Here is a 20,751-nt window from a genome sequence, read left to right on the forward strand (position 1 = left end):
AAGTTCGGGTGTTATGATATAGTAGACTAGGCTTTGTTCTCCTTTTGGCCAACTAAAACACATTGTAACTGCCTGTCATTCTACTCTGGAGTGATAATAGTTATCACCATCACCGCTGAAAATAGGAGTCATGAAATTGAATAATTCATTCTCAAAAGATCATAATTCTTCAAAATTAAAAATACGTACCAGGCCTGTCAGAGCTTTTTTGACCCTCGCTATAGGTCTGATTGCTGTCATTCTATTCATGGGTGTATCTATTGCTGTAGGTGCAGCTGATATTTCGCTTTCTACTGTCTATGAAGCTCTTGTTAGCTTTAATCCAGACGTAACCCAGCACACCATTATTCATGAGCTTAGAATTCCGCGTTCGATTGCCGATGTACTCATTGGCGCAGCCTTTGCCGTAGCCGGGGCAGTCATGCAAGGAATGACGAGAAATCCTCTTGCTGATTCGGGTCTTCTTGGTATTAATTCAGGTGCAATCTTCATGATTGCTGTAGCGCTGGCATTCTTTCCAGAAATGTCCTATAACGGTACAATGATCTTCGCCTTTATTGGTGCCTTTATCGCAACCGCGCTTGTATATGGTACAAGTTCTCTAGGCAAAGCGAGAGTCACTCCGATTCGGCTAGTACTTGCAGGTGCAGCTGTATCCGCACTGCTAACTGCACTGAGCCAAGGAATTGCTATTCATTTCAGGCTGAGCCAAGATCTTGCTTATTGGGTCGCAGGTGGTGTAGCAGGTATTAAAATGCCTCAGGTGTTATCTATTCTTCCATGGATCTCCTTAGCACTGATTGCTGCCATGCTGGTTTCAAGGTCGATTACGCTGATTAGTCTGGGTGATGAAGTGGCATCGGGTCTTGGACAAAAAACAGGACTAATCAAAATCATTGGCGGTATGATTGTGCTCATACTGGCTGGTGCAGCTGTGTCGGTTGCCGGACCGATTGGTTTTGTAGGACTTGTTGTTCCTCACCTTGTCCGTTACATCGTTGGTGTGGATTACCGCTATATTATTCCCTGCTCTGCCGTTGTCGGAAGCCTCTTGATGCTTCTTGCTGATATTGGTGCGAGGATGATTAATCCGCCTTACGAAACACCCATCAGTGCACTTTTCGCGCTTGTCGGTGTTCCCTTTTTCCTGTATATCTCACGTAAATCAGGGAGGGGTCTCTAATGAAAAAATCACTTGCTGAACAAATGCAGGAAAGTACCCAAAAACGTCGTAAACGCCAGTGGGCAGTCATGATCACTTTTGCTGTCTTCATGGTTGCTTTCATCTTCCTTAGTATGAACACAGGTTTTTCGAAGCTGGCACCTGCGGAAGTACTAAACACACTCTTTGGCAACGGTAGCTCTCGGCAAAACCTTATTTTGTTCGAATTTCGAATGCCTCGCATTGTTATATCGATGCTCGTAGGTGCTGGACTGGCTGTATCAGGCTGCATTCTGCAAGGGGTATCTAGAAATGCGCTTGCGGACCCGGGTATCCTAGGAATCACTTCAGGTTCCGGGCTCATCGTTGTGCTCTACCTGTCTTTCTACAGCAGTACGGCTGAAGCCCCTACGCTGCTATTGCCTTTTCTGGCCCTTGCTGGGGGTCTAGTGATCGCAGCTATTATTTATGTACTCTCTTATAGCAAGAAGGATGGGCTGAGTCCCAATCGGATGGTGCTGACGGGAATTGCAGTTACTGCAGCTGTGAATGGTCTAATGATTGTACTTATGCTCAGGCTTAACCCGAATAAGTACGATATGGTAGCCAGCTGGCTAGCCGGAAGCATTTGGGGATCAACATGGAAACAGGTACTTACTCTCCTGCCTTGGGTATCGCTGCTTATCGTCTTTGCCTTTTTGAGGTCGCGGAAGCTCGATGCTTTATCACTAAATGAGAATGTCGCCTCCTCGCTTGGAGTGAATCTCAATCGTGAACGGCTATACTTGCTGTTAATTGCCGTAGGATTAGCTGCTGCATGCGTTGCCTTTACGGGCGGAATTGGATTCGTTGGTCTGATTGCTCCCCATCTCGCACGCCGTCTTGTTGGTCCAGGGCACCAAATGTTGCTGCCTGCATCCGCACTCGGCGGTGCACTGCTGTTGCTCATGGCAGATACACTTGGCCGATTAGTATTTCCTGCTACGCAAATCCATGCCGGAATTATGGTGGCCATTATCGGGGCTCCATACTTCCTTTATTTGTTATCCAAATCAAAAATGTAAGCAGGTCAGATCCAATGAAAAAAAGCTGTCAAGCCTATGCTTGGCAGCTTTCTTTTCGTCCTCTATTAGATTCCATATCTTGTCTGTTCAGCTTGCGCAAGAGATGATACAATTCCATTTCAATAACCTTTATATCTGTCACAGATCTATCATGATTAAGTGTGACATTTTTCACTGAGTCGGAAATCAGGCCTATGATATTTTATGCCGTATCTAACCTTTTTATTTTCTACCCATCACCTATTAACGTGTGTCTAAACACTTTATCAGATTAGCGTGTCAGTGTGGTGTCCTCTTTTCTTTATCATTTTTTGTTAAAAGAGACGGATAGTGGGTATAAATAAACGGAGTGAATTTGTGAATTATATATAGGTTGTTAAAAGAAATATGGAGTTCCTGAATTTACATGTCCCATATCTTTTGACAGTCCAAAACATATAAGGTTATTATATCTATCAAATCAGGGAGGTTATGTAATGGCAGACATCACGAAAAAAGAAATTGTAGACAGTGTCCCCCAGAAAGGATTTTTTGGACACCCTAAAGGATTGTTCACCCTCTTCTTTACTGAGTTCTGGGAACGTTTCTCGTACTACGGAATGCGAGCAATCCTCGTTTACTATATGTATTACGAAGTTTCACAAGGCGGTCTAGGTCTTGATCAGTCGCTCGCTCTATCGATCATGTCAATCTACGGTTCCCTTGTCTACATGTCAGGGATCATCGGCGGTTGGTTAGCAGACCGTGTCTTCGGAACATCAAAAGCCGTATTCTACGGCGGTGTTCTCATCATGCTCGGACACATAGCACTTGCTATTCCCGGCAGTGTTTCTTTATTCTTTGCTTCCATGGTTCTCATTGTCCTTGGGACAGGCTTACTCAAACCGAACGTATCCAGCGTAGTCGGGGATATTTACAGCCCTGAAGATAACCGCCGTGATGCTGGTTTCAGTATTTTCTACATGGGAATTAACCTTGGCGGATTCTTGGCACCGCTTGTAGTAGGATCGGTTGCAATGGATAACGGATCAAACAACTTCCATCTTGGCTTTAGCTTAGCAGCTATTGGTATGTTGATCGGTTTGATTGTTTTCGTTGTTACGAAGAAGAAAAATCTTGGACTTGCTGGTACGGTTGTAAATAACCCGCTTGCTCCACATGAGAAGAAAAAGATCTTTACTACAGTAGCAGTAGGTTTTGTAGTCATTGCTATTCTTGTTCTTATTGGTATTCAAACTGGAACCCTTACATTCCCGTTATTTGTAAATATTATCGCATTCCTCGGAATACTGATTCCGGTTAGTTACTTTATTGTTATGTTCCGCAGTCCAAAAACAACTGCTGTGGAGCGCTCCAATCTAGTTGCTTACATTCCATTGTTCATTGCAGCTGTTATGTTCTGGGCAATTCAAGAGCAAGGTTCCACGATTCTTGCCAGCTATGCAGATACGAGAACACAACTGGAAATCTTCGGGTTTAGTATTAAGCCGGCTTTCTTCCAGTCTCTAAATCCACTATTCGTTATCTTGCTTGCACCTGTTTTTGCTGGACTCTGGGTGAAACTTGGCGGTCGTCAGCCGTCTGTTCCTAGAAAGTTTGCCTTTGGTCTGCTGTTTGCAGGTCTATCTTTCTTGGTTATTCTTCTACCTTCTTACTTCGGAGGAGAAAACAGCCTGGTAAGCCCGCTGTGGCTGGTACTGAGTTACTTCATTGTCGTGCTTGGTGAGCTTTGCTTGTCGCCGGTTGGTCTTTCTGCAACTACAAAACTTGCACCTGCAGCGTTCTCTGCACAAACAATGAGTCTCTGGTTCCTGACGAATGCAGCAGCACAAGCGATTAACGCGCTTATCGCACCTCTGTATTCAGAAGAAACAGAAATGGTTTACTTCGGAGTGATCGGCGGAGCGTCCATCGTCCTCGGTATTATCCTGTTTATCATTGCACCTAAAATTCAATCCTACATGAAGGGGATTAAATAAAATAGAACGTAAAAAACCTCTGTTCCTTGATGAATCTTTCGTTCATCTTGGATACAGAGGTTTTTTATTGTACCTACTATCTGTTATTGAATTCACTGCTATAGCAGCTTGATCTCAATTAAGATGATACTTTCTCTAAACTGCCGCCCTGATCTTTACGAATTTGCTTACTCCGAAGCTGGCCGCAAGCTGCATCGATATCTGCACCATGTTCAAGTCTCACACTAACGCTAATGTTCTGCTTCTTCAGCACATCATAGAACGCAGTTATCGAGTCTTTCTCGCTCCGCTGATACTGGCTATGCTCATCTACCGGATTATATGGAATCAGGTTGACGATAGCTAGATTCCGGCGATTCTTCAGCAGTTCTGCAAGTTCTAACGCATGTTCGGGCTGATCATTAACTCCTTGAAGAAGAATATATTCAATCGTAATCCGCCGATTGGTAGTATCCCAGTAATATTCTATAGCTTCCATGAGCTTCTCAATCGGAATCGCTTTATTGATCTTCATAATCCGTGTACGAAGCTCATTATTCGGTGCATGCAGTGATACAGCAAGATTCACGTTCAGGTCCGAATCGGCAAATTCTTTAATTTTATCCGCTAGTCCACTAGTCGATACCGTAATATGTCTTGCCCCAATAGCCAGTCCCTTATGATCCTTCACGACACGGATAAAGTCAGATATATTGTCATAGTTATCAAATGGTTCACCAATACCCATCACCACGATATGACTCACCCGCTCACCCTTACCCGCCTGGTCGAGGTGGAACTGAACTTTCATAATCTGCTCTACAATCTCCCCGGCAGAAAGGTCACGGCTCTTCTTGAGCAGACCGCTCGCGCAGAAGCTGCAGCCGATATTACAGCCTACCTGCGTTGTTACACAGACAGAAAGTCCAAATTTATGGCGCATCAGCACCGTCTCAATGAGATTCCCGTCTTCCAGACGAAATAGGAATTTGATCGTTCCGTCTGCCGATTCCTGCCTTGTATGCTCGGTTAATGTCTCTATTACAAAATGCTCGGATAACAGCTGAACACAGTTCTTGTTCACTTCGGTCATCTCCGCAAAATCCTTCACACGTCTCCGGTACAGCCACTCCCATACGTGGGATGCCCGAGATTTCTTATGGCCGTGCTCTTCCAGCCAAGCTCCCATATGTTCCTGAGTTAATCCATAAATGGATGGTTTATTCATGACAAAACGGCCCTCTTTTCAAAACTTTAAAATAGAATCTATTCAAACCTTTGTGTCTCATTTACAAAAATACGTTGTTTTCTTCCTGAGTCCGTTTATTATTGTCCCAAACTTTTCGGGTTTAAACAAGGTCTAATCACGAATAACACGGACAAAACAGCAAAAGAAGACTATCGCCTGGGCGAAAGTCTCCTTAACTGCTTTAAATAACTCTTTAAATAATATTGATACGCAAAACACCTATACCCTTGTTTTAAAGAGCAAGTATATAAAGTAGGGCACTCCAATAATAGAAATAACGATGCCTACGGGAAGCTCTGCCGGGGCAAAGATCGTTTTTCCAATTAAATCACCCACTACGACCATCGCCATTCCTACAAGCCCAGATACAGGAATCATATGACGATGATGAAGGCCGACAAGCCTCCGCGCAATATGAGGTGCAATAAGCCCAACAAAACCTACGCTTCCCGCTACCGCTACACAGGCGCTGACAATCCCAACGCTATACAGCAGCAGTAAAATACGCTCCCGATTTACCGAGACGCCTGCTCCCATCGCGCTTCCTTCCTCAAGCTGCATTACATCCAAGATAAGTGACTTTCGCCAAATGAGTGGGATAAAGATTATAAGCCAAGGCAGCATAGCAACAATAAATTGCCAGTTGGCATTATAGATACTTCCCGCCAGCCACACGGTAGCCATCTCAAAATCCTTCGGATTCATCTTAAGAGATACATAGATCGTTATAGCCCCAAAACCGGAGGAGACGGCAATTCCTACTAAAATAAGCCTTTGGGAATCCAGCTTCCCTCGCTCTAGGGCAAACATGAGAATGAGCGCAGTAGCAGCGAGTCCGCCTACGAGACCAAATAAAGGCATCGTCATAATGGAGAAGAAACTAGCCCCAGTAATGGTCCCTTGAAAGAGAAACATAAAAAGGACAATTGCTGTACCTGCTCCAGCATTAATACCAAGCATTCCAGGATCCGCAAGGGGATTGCGCACGATGCCCTGAACGACAGCACCGGCAGTGCCAAGACCAAGTCCCAGCAGTAACGCAATGACGATCCGTGGCAAGCGAAAATCAAAAATAACGAGATGATGTTCCCGTGATGTATCCATTCCTAAGAGCGTCTTTACTACATCGGTCACCGTCATATCAAACGTACCGTTCGTTATGCTGATATAAGAAGCCAGGAGAATGATCGCTGCCGTAACAAGGACCACAGTTCCCCTTTTTCTTCGATTTGTATTATACATTGGCCTTTCCCCCTCTGGTTTTGATCAGATACAGGAAGAAAGGAACCCCGAACAGTGCCGTGATCACACCGATAGGTGTTTCAAAAGGCGCGTTGACAAATCGGCTCAGCACATCACACCAAGCAAGAAAAAGCCCGCCAAGAATACCTGAGCAAGGAATAACCCATTTGTAATCCACACCTACAAAAAAACGAGTAATGTGCGGAATCAGAAGCCCGACAAATGCAATTTTTCCGGCAAGTGCCACTGAAATTCCCGTTAAAATAACGACACTAAGGATGGACAATGCTTTTACCCATTTGGTACGTTGTCCAAGTCCAGTCGCCATCTCATCTCCAAGGGACAAGATCGTTATCGATTTGGATAAGCTCATGGCAAGAGCCAGTCCAACGATAGCAAAAGGAATGATCAGTTTTATAAGCTCAGGATCCATTTGGTGCAGTCTTGCGTTATACCAGAAACTTATATTTTGAGATACCTGAAAATAGGTTGCTGCTGCTTCGGATAATCCGCTCAGAAACGTACCGATGATCGTCCCCAGAATAGCGAGACGGACCGGAGTCATTCCTCTCGGTAATAACCAGGCAAGTGAAAAAACAATCCCTGCGCCAATCGCTGATCCGAGTAATGAAAAAGCAATGTAACCTAGAGACGATGTACCCGGCAGCAGGATCATACAAAAAGTAATGACAAAAACAGAGCCGTCGGAGACACCCATAATCGAGGGAGAAGCCAAATAGTTGCGAGTCATTCCCTGCATAAGTGCACCCGAGATCGCAAGAAATGCCCCAATAAGCAGAGCCCCCACGACTCTTGGGAGCCGTGAGGTCATAATGATCTGATGATCGATACTGTCTGTATCAAAGTGGAATATAGCATTCCACACTTCGGCAGGTTCGATATTTTTTGCTCCATAATGAATGGAGAATAGAATGGTTAGAGCCACAAGAATAGGAGCTGTCACCAGAATAAGGGCCGGATTTATTTTTCCTTTAGGTATCATAAGTTTCTATGGTCGCCGCGGTCTACTTCGTCAGTTGCTCTACAGCAGCTGTTAGGAAATTCGTTCTGCTCCAAGCCGGTCCACCCTCGGAGAGAGGATCAATGACATTAATAAATACATGGTCATCTTTAAAAGCTGTGGTCTTTTGGATAATTGGATTGTTCTGCAGATCCTCTAATGCCGCTGGATTGTCTTTATTCGACTGCTCTTCAAACTGAATAAATACATAGTCTGGATTCATCTCTGCAAACTGCTCAACCGATATCATCTCCTGCGCTTCTGCTGCCGTAACTTCAGCTGGCGGCGTAAGTCCCAGATCTTCATATAAAATTGGATTTACAAATACATTCGCCGGATAGATATACATCTCTCCCCCGCGGATACGAATCGCGACAACTTCTTTATCGTTCAAAGTATCACCCAGCTCAGTTTTAGATGCCTCTACTTGAGCCTCGTATTCTTCGATGATTTGTTTCGCCTCATCTTGCTTTCCAGTGAGCTCTGCCATCAAACTCAAGTTATCCTTCCAGTCTGAAGCGATATGTGAAACTTGAATAAGCGGGGCAATTTTCTTTAGTTGTTCTACTACTTCCGGTTTGAACTTCGTTGTACCCAGAATCACATCTGGCTGCAGAGAAAGGATCGTCTCAAAGTTAGGTTCTGTCTTTTCTCCAATGGACTGCGCTTGATCTGTGATTGATACGAAACGTTCCGGAAATTCACCACCTATAGTAATGGCGCCTGCTGGATGCACATCAAGTACGAGCGCATCTTCCATCGCTTCCATTGCACCTGTGATGACAATTTTTTCTGCATTAACCGGAATAATATATTCTTGACCCAAGTATGTAATGCTGCGAGTATCGCTAGCTGTCTCATTTGTTTCCGATGTTGGTTCGGAACTAGCCGGTGTCTGCTCGCCTGTTCCCGCAGCCTCTTTATCTCCGCCACTGTTTCCGCACGCTGCAAGCATCACAAGCAGAAGGACTAGCATTCCGATGAAAGCTGTTTTTTTCATTTCTAATGGACCCCTCTCCGTATCTCATTCAATAATTGATAATGATTATCATTATTGAATGATACTGGAGAAGAGAGCGGTTATCCATGGACATTTTCCTGATAGACCTGTAATAATTACCGATCACCTCTGCATCTGGTTGCTGAATTAATGAGAACCCGCTCGATAGGCAGAAGGGGAAGTCCCCATCATCTTCTTAAACTTCCGGCTAAAATAGAACTCATCCGGATATCCGACGAGATGTGCGATCTCTCTCAGCTTCAGTTCAGGGTCCATCATGAGTCGTTTGGCTTGCTCCATGCGGACGGTGGCTATGTATTCTGTTACACTGACTCCATAATGTTTTTTGAACAGCTCGCTGTAGTATTTCAAACTTAGTCCTGCCATCCGGCAAAGTTTATCCAGCGTTAAGCTTTCAGTATAGTGCCGGTCAATGTAATCTTTGGTCAACTGTAATGCAGAATCCGTATCTACCCGAGCCTGATCGCTGCTTTTCGCTATCCAGTAAAGGGCCTCCTGGAAAAGAAGCTGACTGCGATATCTCCCAAGCCCTTCCCCGCTATGCCAGTGACCATAAATAGAGTTACATATATCGGTAAACCAGCTGATCTCGTGATGCGATAGATCCATTAAGTGCCCCACAAGCGGCATATCAGATACAAGAAGATGCTGCTTCCGGTCATCTTGTTGATACACATCATAGCCAATTACGGTAAGGTTCACTTCGTCACTACCCTTACAGTCCATCACCAGCTTCTCCTCATTCATACACGAATAGATACATGTACCGTCAACGGGAAGAGAGCAATCCCTCCACGTTAAGCACCCCTGTCCCTCAGCAACCATCAGCAGATGAGAAGAATGATCATTCATATCAGAAGGATTCCACTTTTTAGTTGCGTTCACCTTAAGAACTTCTTTCAGCTTTACAACAGAGGAATCTAAGAGTTGCTTGCCTTGTTCGCTACCTAACTTTGAGGTCGTTATCTCAAGCATGAAAAATAATCACCGCCTTATTAATGATAATGATTATCAATATCATAAACAGAGTTTATCATACTTTTCTGTTTAACAGTGATTTAATTCTCACTTTTTTTGTAAAATTAAAAAGCCCGGCCTTACAGCGAGTGGTTCACTGTATTTTCCGGGCTTCATTTTATGAGTTTTCTCATCTATCTCTTGATATGTTAGTCCGTTTCCTCTTGTGCCCACCCATTAAATCGCAAAGCTCTATTAATGAGTACAGGTACAATGGACAGATGATTCTCAGCCTCAAAGGCTTGATAAGCTACATGCACTCCAAACTCTTCAAGCTTGCTTAATCTCTCCGCCTGCTCCTCTGCGTTTCTGACCATCGGTACTTTCAGATTTCCTTCCCGTTCCCCTACCGCAATCAGCACTCGGGTATTCAGTTTATGTCTACCCTTGTTAACCTCCTCCAGCCATTTCTGTTCCTGCTGACGTAAATACATCTCATTCCAGTGAATGGACGGACTGCCTGCAATGTAAGTGTGAAAAGAATGAGGTCTAGCAAAGAGCATATGCAGTACAAAAAGTCCGCCGAGCGAGTGTCCCACAATCATCTGTCTGCTCGAATCAACCGGGTACCGGCTTTCTACCAACGGCTTTAGTTGATCTTCTACAAATGACATAAAATCCAGTGCTCCACCCTGCTCGGGAAGCGTCCTTCCAAACGGAAGTTCCGGTAAATCCTTTTCCGGTGCAGGCATCGTAAAATCATAGTGGCGTTTGGCCGGAAAAGGAGCTTCTACGTTGTATCCAATGCCAACCACAATAGCAGGCACTACACCGGTTTTTTCCGGCCTTAAGGACTGAATACGCACCATCTCCGCCGTCATCGTAAAGGTGCTGTTTCCATCAAGTGTATAAATGATGGGAAATCCAGAGGCGGGCACTTTTCCGCTCGGTTGGTAAATCTGTACTCGATACTCCTGTCCATTTATGCTTGAAGTGACAGACCATTCATCGGTTCCCGCTAAGGTCACGTTTTTCATTGAAGTGTTCTCCATTCTATTCTCCCCTTTCACGCTTGCCTTACCTTGTTTTTCGCATTATATTGCACTGATAAGCCAAAGGGACATGGATATTCTCCGGAAAAATATCAGTAAGACCTAAGAAAGGACCCCACTAATCTTAGTGGAGTCCTTTTCATAAACTATATCTGCCGCCTAATTAAAAACTAGTTACGCTGAACGGAATAACCTTCCTCTTCCACAGTTACACTAGCTCCGAGTGCATCAGCAATGGAACGAAGCGGTACATAAATCGTCCCTTGAGCTGTGTAAGGTGCTTGCGGCAATGTAACTGCCTTCCCATTGATTGTGGCTTTTTTCGAGCCTAGTGTATAGGTCGATTGCTCAAGTGTAAGATCATTAATTACGGTGAGTTGTTTAGAGCCTTTTGTCCATTTCACTTCTGCATCGAAATGTTCAGCAAAGTAACGGAGAGGAACAAATGCAGTCCCTTTTACATTTTCTGCTCCGTACACTGGGTCATTTGACTCCAGGTAAAGATAAGAAGTTGTCATGCCGGATTGCAAAAGCAGATCATATACCGGCTTCGTTCCTTCAAAGTTACGAAGCATCTGACCTGTTGTCACCTCTCCAAAGAGTGGATCAAGGTACCCTTTAGAAAGGTCAACTTGATCAGCCGTTACTTTTCCGCCAAAATTCCATGATTCAGCATCGCTTGTAACTCTAACCTCTGAAACGGGGATATCTTTAGAAACAGGGAGTGCAACCGTTAGTTCCATATTGCTCTTCCGTGCATTCAGATCCTTATCGAAGTAATAATTCACAACAAGACTACTCTTATCACTAAAGACGGTTTTCATCTCTGGAGTTTCCGTGAGCATCTTGTCAATCTCTGTATCGATCGTCTTCACATATTCATCAAGAAGACCTTTAATCATGCCATAATAAATTGTTACTGCTTCTTCTTTGGTAGCAGGCAAGATTCCCTCTGCTAATCCTTCTGCTCCTTCTATCTCTTGGTAAGAGGAGAACACTACCTTAACCGCATCATAAATATCTCCAATTAGTTGTTTCAAGCCGTTCTCATCCTGTGCAATACTGCTGAGGAAAGGACGTACCATCTTGAGTACTTCTGCTCCGCTAATCTCAGCATGAAGTTTTGTAAGATTCAGTTTCTCTCCATTTACCGTTGCTTCTTCTTGACCTACCGAGATCTTATTCGGATTAGGAAGATGCTTGACGATAAAACTGGCTACATTCCATATCGCATCTTCCATCTGCTTATTGTATGCCGTCATATCTGGAAGAGACGGATCTAGTGCGTATGAAAGATAGATTGGCTGCTTTGCTCCTTCTATTTGCAGGGCAGCTCCTTTTTCATCCAAACTCAAAAGGAAGGGGATTTCTGCTTTCTGATAATGAACTTTCCCCTTAATGGAAGCAGTATCCTTATCTTCTACTTTTGCACTATCAATATATAGAGAAAATGAATTGATAAGTTCAATGATGGCGAGATCTTCTTCCGATGCATTTGCTGAAGGGGTAACTTTTACCTGTAAAGTCTCTTTTGTCTCACTGGATTGATACATACGATCTTTACTTCCAAGTAGAGCTGAGCTTACATCCAGTCCACCAACAGCCTGACATCCGGTAAGGATAACAAGCAAAAGAGCTAGTGGTGCGGCGAACCATTTTAACTTCTTACGAATTCGAATCATATTCTCCTCCTCGATCTTGGTATTGAAGTTTACATCCAGATCTTATCTTACATAGAAAGGTAATATATGTAAACCCTTGATTATTTTTTCACATTCTATGACATGTTGTTCGACAAATTGGGACAACATTGATGGGCAAACCCAGGCTAGATATATAAATATGACGAATACCTATGAAAATAAATGATTTTTGTAGTTTCTATAAAAAGAGAATACACCAAGGCAAACACCTATTTTCCTGTTCTAGAAAATTAATAATTATTAGTATTCTTTTATCGATCTACGTACAGAAAGAACCCCCGTACATAGACGGGGGTTTAAGCTTATTTATCCGCAAAGATAAGTGTTGTTTTTGAGTTGTTTATATAGCCCACTTTCGTTCCGAGCTGTTCGGATACAAAACGGAGGGGAATACAGGTCACTCCACTCTTCAGCATCAGCGGAGCATCATAGAGTGTAGTCTTGCCATTTACCTTCACTTGTCTGTTACCAACAGTCCAACGGATGGACGTATCATTCTTCTGAATGGTTACCTCTTTCTTCTTTTGATCCCATGTAACATCGGCTCCAAGCTGCTCTGATATAAAACGAAGGGGGACATAAGTACGTCCTTTTTCAAGAAAAGGAGCAACTCGAAGTAAATAAGGCCCATCCCCGATATAGGCTGTTTTCGAACCTTCCTGAAGACGCTGGTATTTCCCCTGCGGAGTAACATCTTCCGGGTTCCCTCCAAGTTCAGTGAACAAACTCCATGTATTCGATCCATAAGTTAGATCAAGATAATTATCTTTTAGATTAAGCCCGTAATAAGGAGGTTCTCCCGATGATCCTTGCCGAGTATAGGTAAACTGTTGATTCTGGATCGGCTTCAGGTCCCAAACCAGATTACTGGATAGATTTAAACTCTGAATATGGTTCAAATGTTGTAAAGGTTCAAGATTAAAAATTAGATTCTTGGAAACATCCAGATTCGTTAGCGATTTTAGATCCTTCAGTGGTTCTAGGCTTGTTATCTGATTATCAGAAGCGTTTAGATCGGTGAGCTGCTGCAGATCTTGAATAGGAGTAAGACTGTTTAGCTGTAAGCCTGACAGATCTAGAATCTCAAGATTCGTAAGATGACTCATATTTTGCAGCTCGTCTATATTGGACAATGGATTATGTGCAAGCTTCAGACTGACAATGGATCTAGGTAACTCATTTATGTAGGTTGCATCTGTTATCTGGTTTTGATTAAGATCGAGAATTTGCAGATTTGGAAGCTTGGTAAGAACGGATATATTTTTAATTTGGTTAGAGGGAGCGAGCAGTTCCTTTAGTGATGTCATGTTTACTAAAGGTTCTATACTTTCAATTTTATTAAAATTGATGTCTAGCGCACGTAAGGATGCCGCTCCTGACAGACCATCTAAACTTGTGATCTGATTTCCTCCAGCATAAAGTGTATGTAACCTTGGAAAGTTACGGGTCACACCGAGTGATGTAATTGCATTATTGCTTACAATAAGTCGTTCCATCTGTGTGTTTTTCTCAAGTGGTTCTATGGAACTGACATAGTTATTCGTAACATCGACTTCCCGCAGGGTTGTTATCTCTTTGAGCGGTGACAAATCTTCGACCTGGTTATATGGAATCCGCAGATGTGTGAGGTGAACTGCATGCTCCAGCCCGGAAAGACTTCGAATTCCCGATGAAGGAAGGTCAATCACCGTTAATTTCTCCAAATCACTTACCGTGAGTTCCTCATCTTGTGCTTTATTCAGGATCATCTTTAGACCATTGTCCAAGTATGGGTCTGTTACTAGACCTTGCCCAGCAGCATATAGATATGTGTCTTGTCCTCCCCAGCCCATCGCAAATAAAAACGTAAGTACAATGGTTATTACCCTCTTCATTCCCCGTATCCTCCCCTTTATAACTGTACTTTCTATTCTTATACGTACTCGAATTCCTATATAGGAGACTAATATCCTTATGTTTAAGCCATAATTTAATAATAAGACGAAAAGTAGAGAACCTATGTTTCAAACATCCCTCTACCCTTTACCCAGATCGAGATGAAAGGAATACATTATGAGAAAAATATTCAATAAATTTCTATATATATGTTTAGTTTCCCTGCTGCTAGCGCTGTTGTTTCTTCCTGTGGTGAGCCCTTTATTTCATGAGTCAGATCAGGCAATTCCTTCTTCTACTGTTGCAGACCCCGAGCAGAAGGATGAAATACCTGCGGTTAAACAATTCCACCTCTATGCAACAGATGGTACTCTTGTATTGCCGGACGGAACTTCCGTTTATGTATGGGGTTATAGTGAGAAAAACGAGAAAGGATCGGCAACTTATCCTGCCCCTACCTTGACTGTTAACGAAGACGACAAAGTAGAAGTAACTCTTACTAATATCGGCACTGCCAAGAAAGGAATAAAGAGGGTAGGCCATACCATTCATTTTCATGGTCTAGATACAGATCAAGCGAATGATGGTGTTCCTCATACCTCAAAAGATCTGCTCGTAGGTGAAAGCTTCACCTATCAATTTCAGGCGAAACATGCGGGGACGTATTTCTATCACTGTCATGTCGATACGGTAGAACACTTGCAGATGGGGATGACAGGTGCCTTCATTGTCCAAGCAAAAGACGGAATAAAAACAGCTTGGACCAGTGGACCTGCTTTTACAAAAGAGTATACCTTTATGCTGAACGAGATTGACCCTGTGTGGCACAAAGCCGTGGAAGAAGGTAAAAAATATGATCGAACCACCTTCCATCCCACCTACTTCACCATCAACGGAAAAGCCTATCCTGATACAGAGAAAGACCCAGCGACCATGATTGACGGAAAACTCGGAGACAAAGTGCTTGTACGTCTCATTAATACGGGGTATCAAGCTCACGCTATGCACCTGCATGGATTTCATTTTGAAGTGATTGCTTCCGATGGAAGACCGCTGGCTTCGCCGCTGATCAAAGACACGGTTAATGTGGGGCCTGGAGAACGATACGATCTGCTCATTACTTTCGATCAAGATGGCTCATATCCTTTCCATAGCCATAACATTATCGACAATACGAACAATGGCATTTACCCTGGCGGGATGCATACGATGGTCCAAGTCACTAAGGATGGGAAAACACCGGCAGGTACACATTATCATCAACATACAGATACCATTCCTGAAGAAATCAGAGAGGGAACTACCGTTGTTATCAGCGATATGCGTTACTCCATTCCAGAACTCAAAGTGAAGCAAGGAACGACCGTCACTTGGATTAACAACGACCCTATGTTTCATACCGTAACTTCTATAGATGATAAATTTGATTCTCGTCATATCGAACCTGGTAAGCAGTACTCCTATACTTTCCAGGAAAAGGGAACCTTTCCCTACTACTGTGCCACGCATCCTAGTATGGAGGCAAGTGTTATTGTAGAATAACAAAAAATCGCCTGCTCAAACGTGTGGGAGCAGGCGATTGTTCTATTTGCTTACTTATTTTACTTACTTATTTTACTTACTTATTTGCCTTCCGTTTCGAATGAATCTGGCTCATCATCACGGATCGCCTTATCTTCTTCATTCTCGTTCGGATCTGTATTTTTCATCAGCTTTACCATCGAAATCCCTCTTTTCAAAGATAGATTTTTAGTAACTTATCTTCTTTATATGTAACCTCATATTCCGTTCTCTTAAACATACGACCCAGCTGCTCTTCTTCTTACATATCGGTAAAATCACATCGTTCTCTTTTAAGGAAGAGGCTTTTTCGGTTACACTTGCCCTAGGAGATCTAACTTGTCAGAAAGCGCGGTGACACTCTTTGTTTACAATTATGCTTATTGAAGATGATGCGACCCTTTTTAGTGAAATCAAGGAACGGCTTGCTCAGTGGTCATATAACGTATATGGAGTACAGGATTTTAATCAGGTATTTCAAGAGTTCACAGCAATAAAACCCGACCTTGTTATCATCGATATCCAGCTTCCGAAATTTGATGGTTTTCACTGGTGCCGGATTATCCGGTCCCATTCGAATGTGCCGATTATTTTTCTCTCCTCCAGGGATCACCCAACCGATATGGTTATGTCCATGCAGCTCGGAGCCGACGATTTTGTACAGAAACCTTTTCACTTTGATGTTCTCATTGCCAAAATACAGGCTACCCTTAGACGGGTTTATAATTATAATACCGAGCGCATTGAACTGCGGACCTGGCGCGGAGCCACCATTGAGTATGTCAAAAATACAATCTCCAATGAACAAGGTTCGATCGACCTCACTAAAAATGAAATGTTCATTCTCAAAATTTTAACCGAGCATAAAAACCAGATTGTCAGCAGAGAAAAACTCATCCAAAACCTATGGGATCATGAACACTTTGTCAGCGATAATACCCTGACGGTGAATGTGAATCGGCTGCGTAAGAAACTCGAAACGATTGGCCTGGATATCTATATTGAGACAAAAGTGGGACAAGGATATATCGCTACGGAAGAGGTCAGCGTATGATCTGGACCTTTCTTAAAGAACGCAGAACTTGGCTTCTTCTTTTATTGTCTATACAGCTGATCATTCTGTTTATTTCCTATATCGATAATACAATTCCATTTATGTCGATGCTGTACATTGTTCTTCTTCTCACCCTCCTGTGCACCTGCTTTGTGGTGCTGCGGTACACGAAAGAGACGAAATTCTATGCAAATATGAAGAATTGGGATCACACCTATGATCTCGCTGAACTACGTAGTGCGGACAGCCCTTTTGAGCAGATTGTTCTGGACGCTGTCACTTTACAGACCGAACGTTACAAACGCGAAACTTCTCATCATTATATGCTCCTTGAACAGGAAAAGGACGAGCTGCTCTCCTGGATCCATGAAGTCAAAACACCGCTGACGGCGATGCAGCTGATGATCGATCGGCTTCCCGATGAGACCCTGCAAAGACAACTGATGTATGAATGGCTGCGAATTCATCACCTGCTCGACCAGCAGCTGCACCAGAAGCGAATTCCTTTTATTCAAAATGATCTATACATTGAAGTTTCTGAGCTCGAGCCCATCATCTACCAAGAAATTCGGACCTTGAAATCCTGGTGTATTCAAAAAGGAATCGGTTTTGATGTTTCTCTGACAGAAACGAGTGTACTGACCGATGCCAAATGGCTTGGCTTTATCCTCAGACAGCTGATTACCAATGCAGTAAAATACAGTGCATCCTCCGATATTCTTATTGAGAGTTCACGCCTAGATGATCATGTTGTACTCACAATCCAAGATGCAGGCAGAGGCATTGACCCAAAAGACCTGCCTCGTATTTATGAGCGGGGATTTACTTCTACTACACATCACGAGGACAGCGCCTCTACGGGAATGGGCTTATATCTTGCAAAACAAGTGGCGGATTCGCTGCACATTCGCATGAACGTTTCTTCTGTACTTGGCGAAGGTACGACTTTTACTTTGACCTTCCCCAGAAAAAATGAATTTGTTCGTATTACGGGCATGTGACAACATCGTCACATGCTTTTGTATATTGTTCGTTAAATCGAAGGAAAGCCGGCTCCGCTTTTATTATGATAGGTACATAACAAAGGAGTGAGTGAATTGATCATACTTGAAGCAAGTAAAATTCATAAAACATACGGAAATAAATTTAACAAACAGGAAGTCCTCAAAGGCATTGACCTTCGAGTAAACAAAGGGGAATTCGTGAGCATCATGGGAGCTTCGGGTTCAGGTAAAACAACCTTGCTGAACGTTCTTTCTTCCATCGATCAGGTAAGCCAAGGAACGATCCAGATAGAGGGGAAAGAATTTACAGGGATGAAGGAAAAACAATTGGCGGAGTTCCGTAAACATCACCTTGGCTTTATTTTTCAGGAGTATAACTTACTCGACACATTAACGGTTCGGGAAAACGTACTGCTGCCGCTGTCCATCAAGAATGTATCCAAAAAAGAAGCGAATGAAAAGTTCCAGAACATTGCTTCCGAGCTTGGGATCTATGAGCTGAAGGATAAATATCCAAGTGAAATCTCAGGCGGACAAAAACAGCGCACCTCTGCGGCAAGGGCCTTTATCCATGATCCGAGCATTATTTTTGCGGATGAACCAACGGGCGCTCTCGATTCCAAGTCCGCTTCGGATCTGCTCAATAAACTGAGCGACATGAATGAGAAACACCAAGCAACGATTATTATGGTAACGCATGATCCGGTAGCGGCCAGTTACTGCAGCCGAGTTGTCTTTATCAAGGACGGTCAGATCTATACTCAGCTTAATAAAGGGGAAGAATCAAGACAATCCTTCTTTAACGACATCATTAAGACCCAAGGCGTGCTGGGCGGTGTTCAAGAGTGAACCTTAACTACTTGATCTTTCGAAACTTAAAGAAAAATATTAAAAATTATTATTTATATGTCTTCGCTCTTATTTTTAGCGTTGCCTTATACTTTTCGTTTGTTACGCTTCAGTACGATCCTGCAATGGATGAAGCAGCCGGGTCAGTAAAAGGGGGCGCTGCTATCGGTGCTGCGTCTGTCCTCCTGGTCGCTATTGTTGCTATATTCTTGCTTTATGCAAATACGATTTTTATTAAACGGCGAAGTAAAGAAATCGGATTGTTTCAGCTTATTGGTCTCACCAAAGGAAAGATCTTTCAAATCCTTAGTGCTGAAAATCTCATTCTTTATTTTGGCTCCATGGTCGTCGGTATTGCGTCTGGATTTGCTGTTTCCCGCTTGGTGCTGATGATTCTGTTCAAAATCCTTCAAGTAGATGAAATCGCAAAACTGCGTTTTTCTACAGAGGCACTTTTCCAAACAATCATTGTATTTGCGGCGATCTATCTGCTTATCATGATCATGAACTACCTGTTTATTAAGCGCCAGAGTATTCTCTCTCTATTCCGGGTTACCTCTTCTACACAGCAGCGTGTACAGAAGATGTCCGTATGGGGAATCTTGGTAGGACTGCTCGGCTTAGCTCTCATTATCATTGGTTATTATGTATCCTCCCAGCTCTTCGGAGGTAAGTTTATCGAGATGAATCAGCTGATGATCGGGATGCTTTTTATTCTGGCTAGTGTCATTATCGGAACCTATTTGTTCTACAAAGGATCCGTAAGCTTTATTTTTAATCTGATTCGTAAACATCGCAAAGGATATTTGTCGATAAGTGAAGTACTGTCTCTGTCGTCCATTATGTTCCGGATGAAGTCGAATGCACTTCTCCTGACGATTATCACAACGGTGTCCGCCCTTGCGATTGGTTTATTATCACTTAGCTATATCTCATATTATTCAGCAGATTCATCAGCTAAGAACAGTGTTCCAAATGACTTCTCATTTTCTACAGTAGAGACGAAGGATCGTTTTCTAGCAGAGCTGACGAACCAGCAAATTGCATATAAAGAAACGTTTAGAGAGCCGGTTATGCTGAAATTTGACATCTCACATATTTTGATTGGCGACAATACAATTTCGAGTAGTTTAAAAGACAGCTTTGTCATTCCTGTCATTTCAAAATCACAGGCGGGCAGCATAGATGTAAAACCGGGGGAAGTCCAATTCGCAGGTTATACCGGCGCAATCAGCTCATTTATGACGCTGAAAGATAAAGGAGAAGTAACCCTTCTTGGACCGACAAAATCACAGACATTGCAGCTCACTGGTATGAACGAAGAATCTCTGCTCAGTTATTATTACAGCGGCGGAATGCCTACTGCCATCGTTGATGACAGTGTATATGAAAAATTTCGCGAAGAGTATGATTCGGAGTACCAGAATGAATATAATTCTGCGTATTATGGCATTGATATCACTGATCGCTCCAAGCTCTCTGCTGCTAATGATATTTTTCATGCACAAGGGTTTGACTCCCAAAGATCCTCTAATCTGGGGTTATCTCAGCTGGATATGAAGCTGTCACAGATCGAAACTATGGGACTGATCATGTTTATCGTCGGGTTCCTGGGACTTACTTTCCTGATCACTTCCGGATGTATCTTATACTTTAAACAGATGGACGAAAGTGAAGAAGAACGACCAAACTATACGATCTTACGGAAACTCGGGTTCACGCAAGGGAATCTGCTTCGCGGCATTCAGTATAAGCAGCTATTTAACTTTGGGATTCCGCTGGTGGTCGGACTGTGTCACAGCTATTTTGCCGTAAAATCAGGCTGGTTCTTCTTCGGAACAGAAATGCTCGCACCCATGATTCTGGTTATGGTGGTTTACACCGTTCTTTATTCCATCTTTGGCATCCTGTCGGTACTGTATTATAAAAAAGTAATTAAAGAGTCATTGTAGTAAGTCTTAGCTATTTAGCCCTTCTGAA

16 protein-coding genes are annotated in these 20,751 nt (G+C 43.1%); 8 read left to right on the forward strand and 8 right to left on the reverse strand.

Features of this window, described 5'->3' with window-relative positions; translation table 11 throughout:
• The first annotated feature begins 136 nt into the window (after positions 1–136).
• From PV403_RS10400 to PV403_RS10410, 3 genes are all read left to right on the forward strand, one after another.
• Positions 137–1,183, forward strand: coding sequence for a FecCD family ABC transporter permease (locus tag PV403_RS10400; protein ID WP_332084530.1), 1,047 nt, complete (start codon positions 137–139; stop codon positions 1,181–1,183).
• Positions 1,183–2,226: a FecCD family ABC transporter permease gene (locus PV403_RS10405; protein ID WP_249716888.1), complete on the forward strand. Its 1,044-nt coding sequence runs from the start codon at positions 1,183–1,185 to the stop codon at positions 2,224–2,226. Before PV403_RS10400 ends, PV403_RS10405 begins: the two co-directional genes overlap by 1 nt.
• A gap of 476 nt (positions 2,227–2,702) precedes the next feature.
• Complete coding sequence (locus tag PV403_RS10410; protein ID WP_213530781.1) at positions 2,703–4,205, forward strand: peptide MFS transporter; 1,503 nt, start codon at positions 2,703–2,705, stop codon at positions 4,203–4,205.
• Positions 4,206–4,323: 118 nt separating this feature from the next.
• Here the strand turns inward: PV403_RS10410 and rlmN are convergent, their stop codons facing one another.
• The 8 genes from rlmN to PV403_RS10450 all read right to left on the reverse strand — a co-directional run bounded on the left by rlmN (position 4,324) and on the right by PV403_RS10450 (position 14,303).
• Positions 4,324–5,412 carry a 23S rRNA (adenine(2503)-C(2))-methyltransferase RlmN gene (rlmN, locus tag PV403_RS10415; protein ID WP_332084531.1) on the reverse strand — a complete coding sequence of 363 codons (1,089 nt, stop codon included), beginning with the start codon at positions 5,410–5,412 and terminating at the stop codon, positions 4,324–4,326.
• Between the two features lie 240 nt (positions 5,413–5,652).
• A complete protein-coding gene (locus tag PV403_RS10420; RefSeq protein WP_332084532.1) occupies positions 5,653–6,675 on the reverse strand; it encodes a FecCD family ABC transporter permease in 1,023 nt (340 codons plus the stop codon).
• Entirely contained in the window at positions 6,668–7,678 is a 1,011-nt protein-coding gene (locus PV403_RS10425) for a FecCD family ABC transporter permease (RefSeq protein WP_332084533.1), read from the reverse strand. Before PV403_RS10425 ends, PV403_RS10420 begins: the two co-directional genes overlap by 8 nt.
• A 22-nt stretch (positions 7,679–7,700) precedes the next feature.
• Positions 7,701–8,696, reverse strand: a complete 996-nt coding sequence (locus PV403_RS10430; protein WP_332084534.1) for an ABC transporter substrate-binding protein — start codon at positions 8,694–8,696, stop codon at positions 7,701–7,703.
• A gap of 147 nt (positions 8,697–8,843) precedes the next feature.
• The gene (locus tag PV403_RS10435; protein ID WP_213530797.1) at positions 8,844–9,692 is read right to left on the reverse strand and encodes a helix-turn-helix domain-containing protein; all 849 of its coding nucleotides are present in this window, start codon (positions 9,690–9,692) and stop codon (positions 8,844–8,846) included.
• A gap of 191 nt (positions 9,693–9,883) precedes the next feature.
• A complete protein-coding gene (locus PV403_RS10440) occupies positions 9,884–10,726 on the reverse strand; it encodes an alpha/beta hydrolase (protein WP_213530798.1) in 843 nt (280 codons plus the stop codon).
• A gap of 170 nt (positions 10,727–10,896) precedes the next feature.
• Complete coding sequence (locus PV403_RS10445; protein ID WP_213530800.1) at positions 10,897–12,408, reverse strand: copper amine oxidase N-terminal domain-containing protein; 1,512 nt, start codon at positions 12,406–12,408, stop codon at positions 10,897–10,899.
• A 323-nt stretch (positions 12,409–12,731) separates the two neighbouring features.
• The gene (locus PV403_RS10450; RefSeq protein ID WP_213530802.1) at positions 12,732–14,303 is read right to left on the reverse strand and encodes a leucine-rich repeat domain-containing protein; all 1,572 of its coding nucleotides are present in this window, start codon (positions 14,301–14,303) and stop codon (positions 12,732–12,734) included.
• A gap of 178 nt (positions 14,304–14,481) precedes the next feature.
• On the opposite strand from PV403_RS10450, the gene PV403_RS10455 reads away from it, so the two are divergent.
• The 5 genes from PV403_RS10455 (at position 14,482) to PV403_RS10475 (ending at position 20,723) form a co-directional block, all read left to right on the forward strand.
• The gene (locus PV403_RS10455; RefSeq protein ID WP_213530804.1) at positions 14,482–15,846 is read left to right on the forward strand and encodes a multicopper oxidase domain-containing protein; all 1,365 of its coding nucleotides are present in this window, start codon (positions 14,482–14,484) and stop codon (positions 15,844–15,846) included.
• 382 nt (positions 15,847–16,228) lie between these two features.
• Positions 16,229–16,918 (forward strand): response regulator transcription factor, encoded by a 690-nt coding sequence (locus tag PV403_RS10460; protein ID WP_213530806.1) that lies wholly within the window; start codon positions 16,229–16,231, stop codon positions 16,916–16,918.
• On the forward strand, positions 16,915–17,919 hold the full coding sequence (locus tag PV403_RS10465; protein WP_213530807.1) for a sensor histidine kinase: 1,005 nt from the start codon (positions 16,915–16,917) through the stop codon (positions 17,917–17,919). The genes PV403_RS10460 and PV403_RS10465 overlap by 4 nt, the downstream gene beginning before the upstream one ends.
• 96 nt (positions 17,920–18,015) lie before the next feature.
• On the forward strand, positions 18,016–18,771 hold the full coding sequence (locus tag PV403_RS10470) for an ABC transporter ATP-binding protein (RefSeq protein ID WP_191802540.1): 756 nt from the start codon (positions 18,016–18,018) through the stop codon (positions 18,769–18,771).
• Positions 18,768–20,723 (forward strand): FtsX-like permease family protein, encoded by a 1,956-nt coding sequence (locus tag PV403_RS10475; protein ID WP_332084535.1) that lies wholly within the window; start codon positions 18,768–18,770, stop codon positions 20,721–20,723. The genes PV403_RS10470 and PV403_RS10475 overlap by 4 nt, the downstream gene beginning before the upstream one ends.
• The last annotated feature ends 28 nt before the right edge of the window (positions 20,724–20,751 follow it).

Origin of the sequence: Paenibacillus sp. GYB006 (assembly GCF_036577645.1) — a bacterium.
Classification (GTDB): Bacteria; Bacillota; Bacilli; order Paenibacillales; family Paenibacillaceae; genus Paenibacillus.

Excerpts from the sequence above, each read along its gene's own strand:
- PV403_RS10405 (WP_249716888.1), top strand. The coding sequence starts at position 1,183 with ATGAAAAAATCACTTGCTGAACAAATGCAGGAAAGTACCCAAAAACGT.
- PV403_RS10410 (WP_213530781.1), top strand. The coding sequence starts at position 2,703 with ATGGCAGACATCACGAAAAAAGAAATTGTAGACAGTGTCCCCCAGAAA.
- rlmN (WP_332084531.1), bottom strand. The coding sequence starts at position 5,412 with ATGAATAAACCATCCATTTATGGATTAACTCAGGAACATATGGGAGCT.
- PV403_RS10420 (WP_332084532.1), bottom strand. The coding sequence starts at position 6,675 with ATGTATAATACAAATCGAAGAAAAAGGGGAACTGTGGTCCTTGTTACG.
- PV403_RS10425 (WP_332084533.1), bottom strand. The coding sequence starts at position 7,678 with ATGATACCTAAAGGAAAAATAAATCCGGCCCTTATTCTGGTGACAGCT.
- PV403_RS10430 (WP_332084534.1), bottom strand. The coding sequence starts at position 8,696 with ATGAAAAAAACAGCTTTCATCGGAATGCTAGTCCTTCTGCTTGTGATG.
- PV403_RS10435 (WP_213530797.1), bottom strand. The coding sequence starts at position 9,692 with ATGCTTGAGATAACGACCTCAAAGTTAGGTAGCGAACAAGGCAAGCAA.
- PV403_RS10440 (WP_213530798.1), bottom strand. The coding sequence starts at position 10,726 with ATGGAGAACACTTCAATGAAAAACGTGACCTTAGCGGGAACCGATGAA.
- PV403_RS10445 (WP_213530800.1), bottom strand. The coding sequence starts at position 12,408 with ATGATTCGAATTCGTAAGAAGTTAAAATGGTTCGCCGCACCACTAGCT.
- PV403_RS10450 (WP_213530802.1), bottom strand. The coding sequence starts at position 14,303 with ATGAAGAGGGTAATAACCATTGTACTTACGTTTTTATTTGCGATGGGC.
- PV403_RS10455 (WP_213530804.1), top strand. The coding sequence starts at position 14,482 with ATGAGAAAAATATTCAATAAATTTCTATATATATGTTTAGTTTCCCTG.
- PV403_RS10465 (WP_213530807.1), top strand. The coding sequence starts at position 16,915 with ATGATCTGGACCTTTCTTAAAGAACGCAGAACTTGGCTTCTTCTTTTA.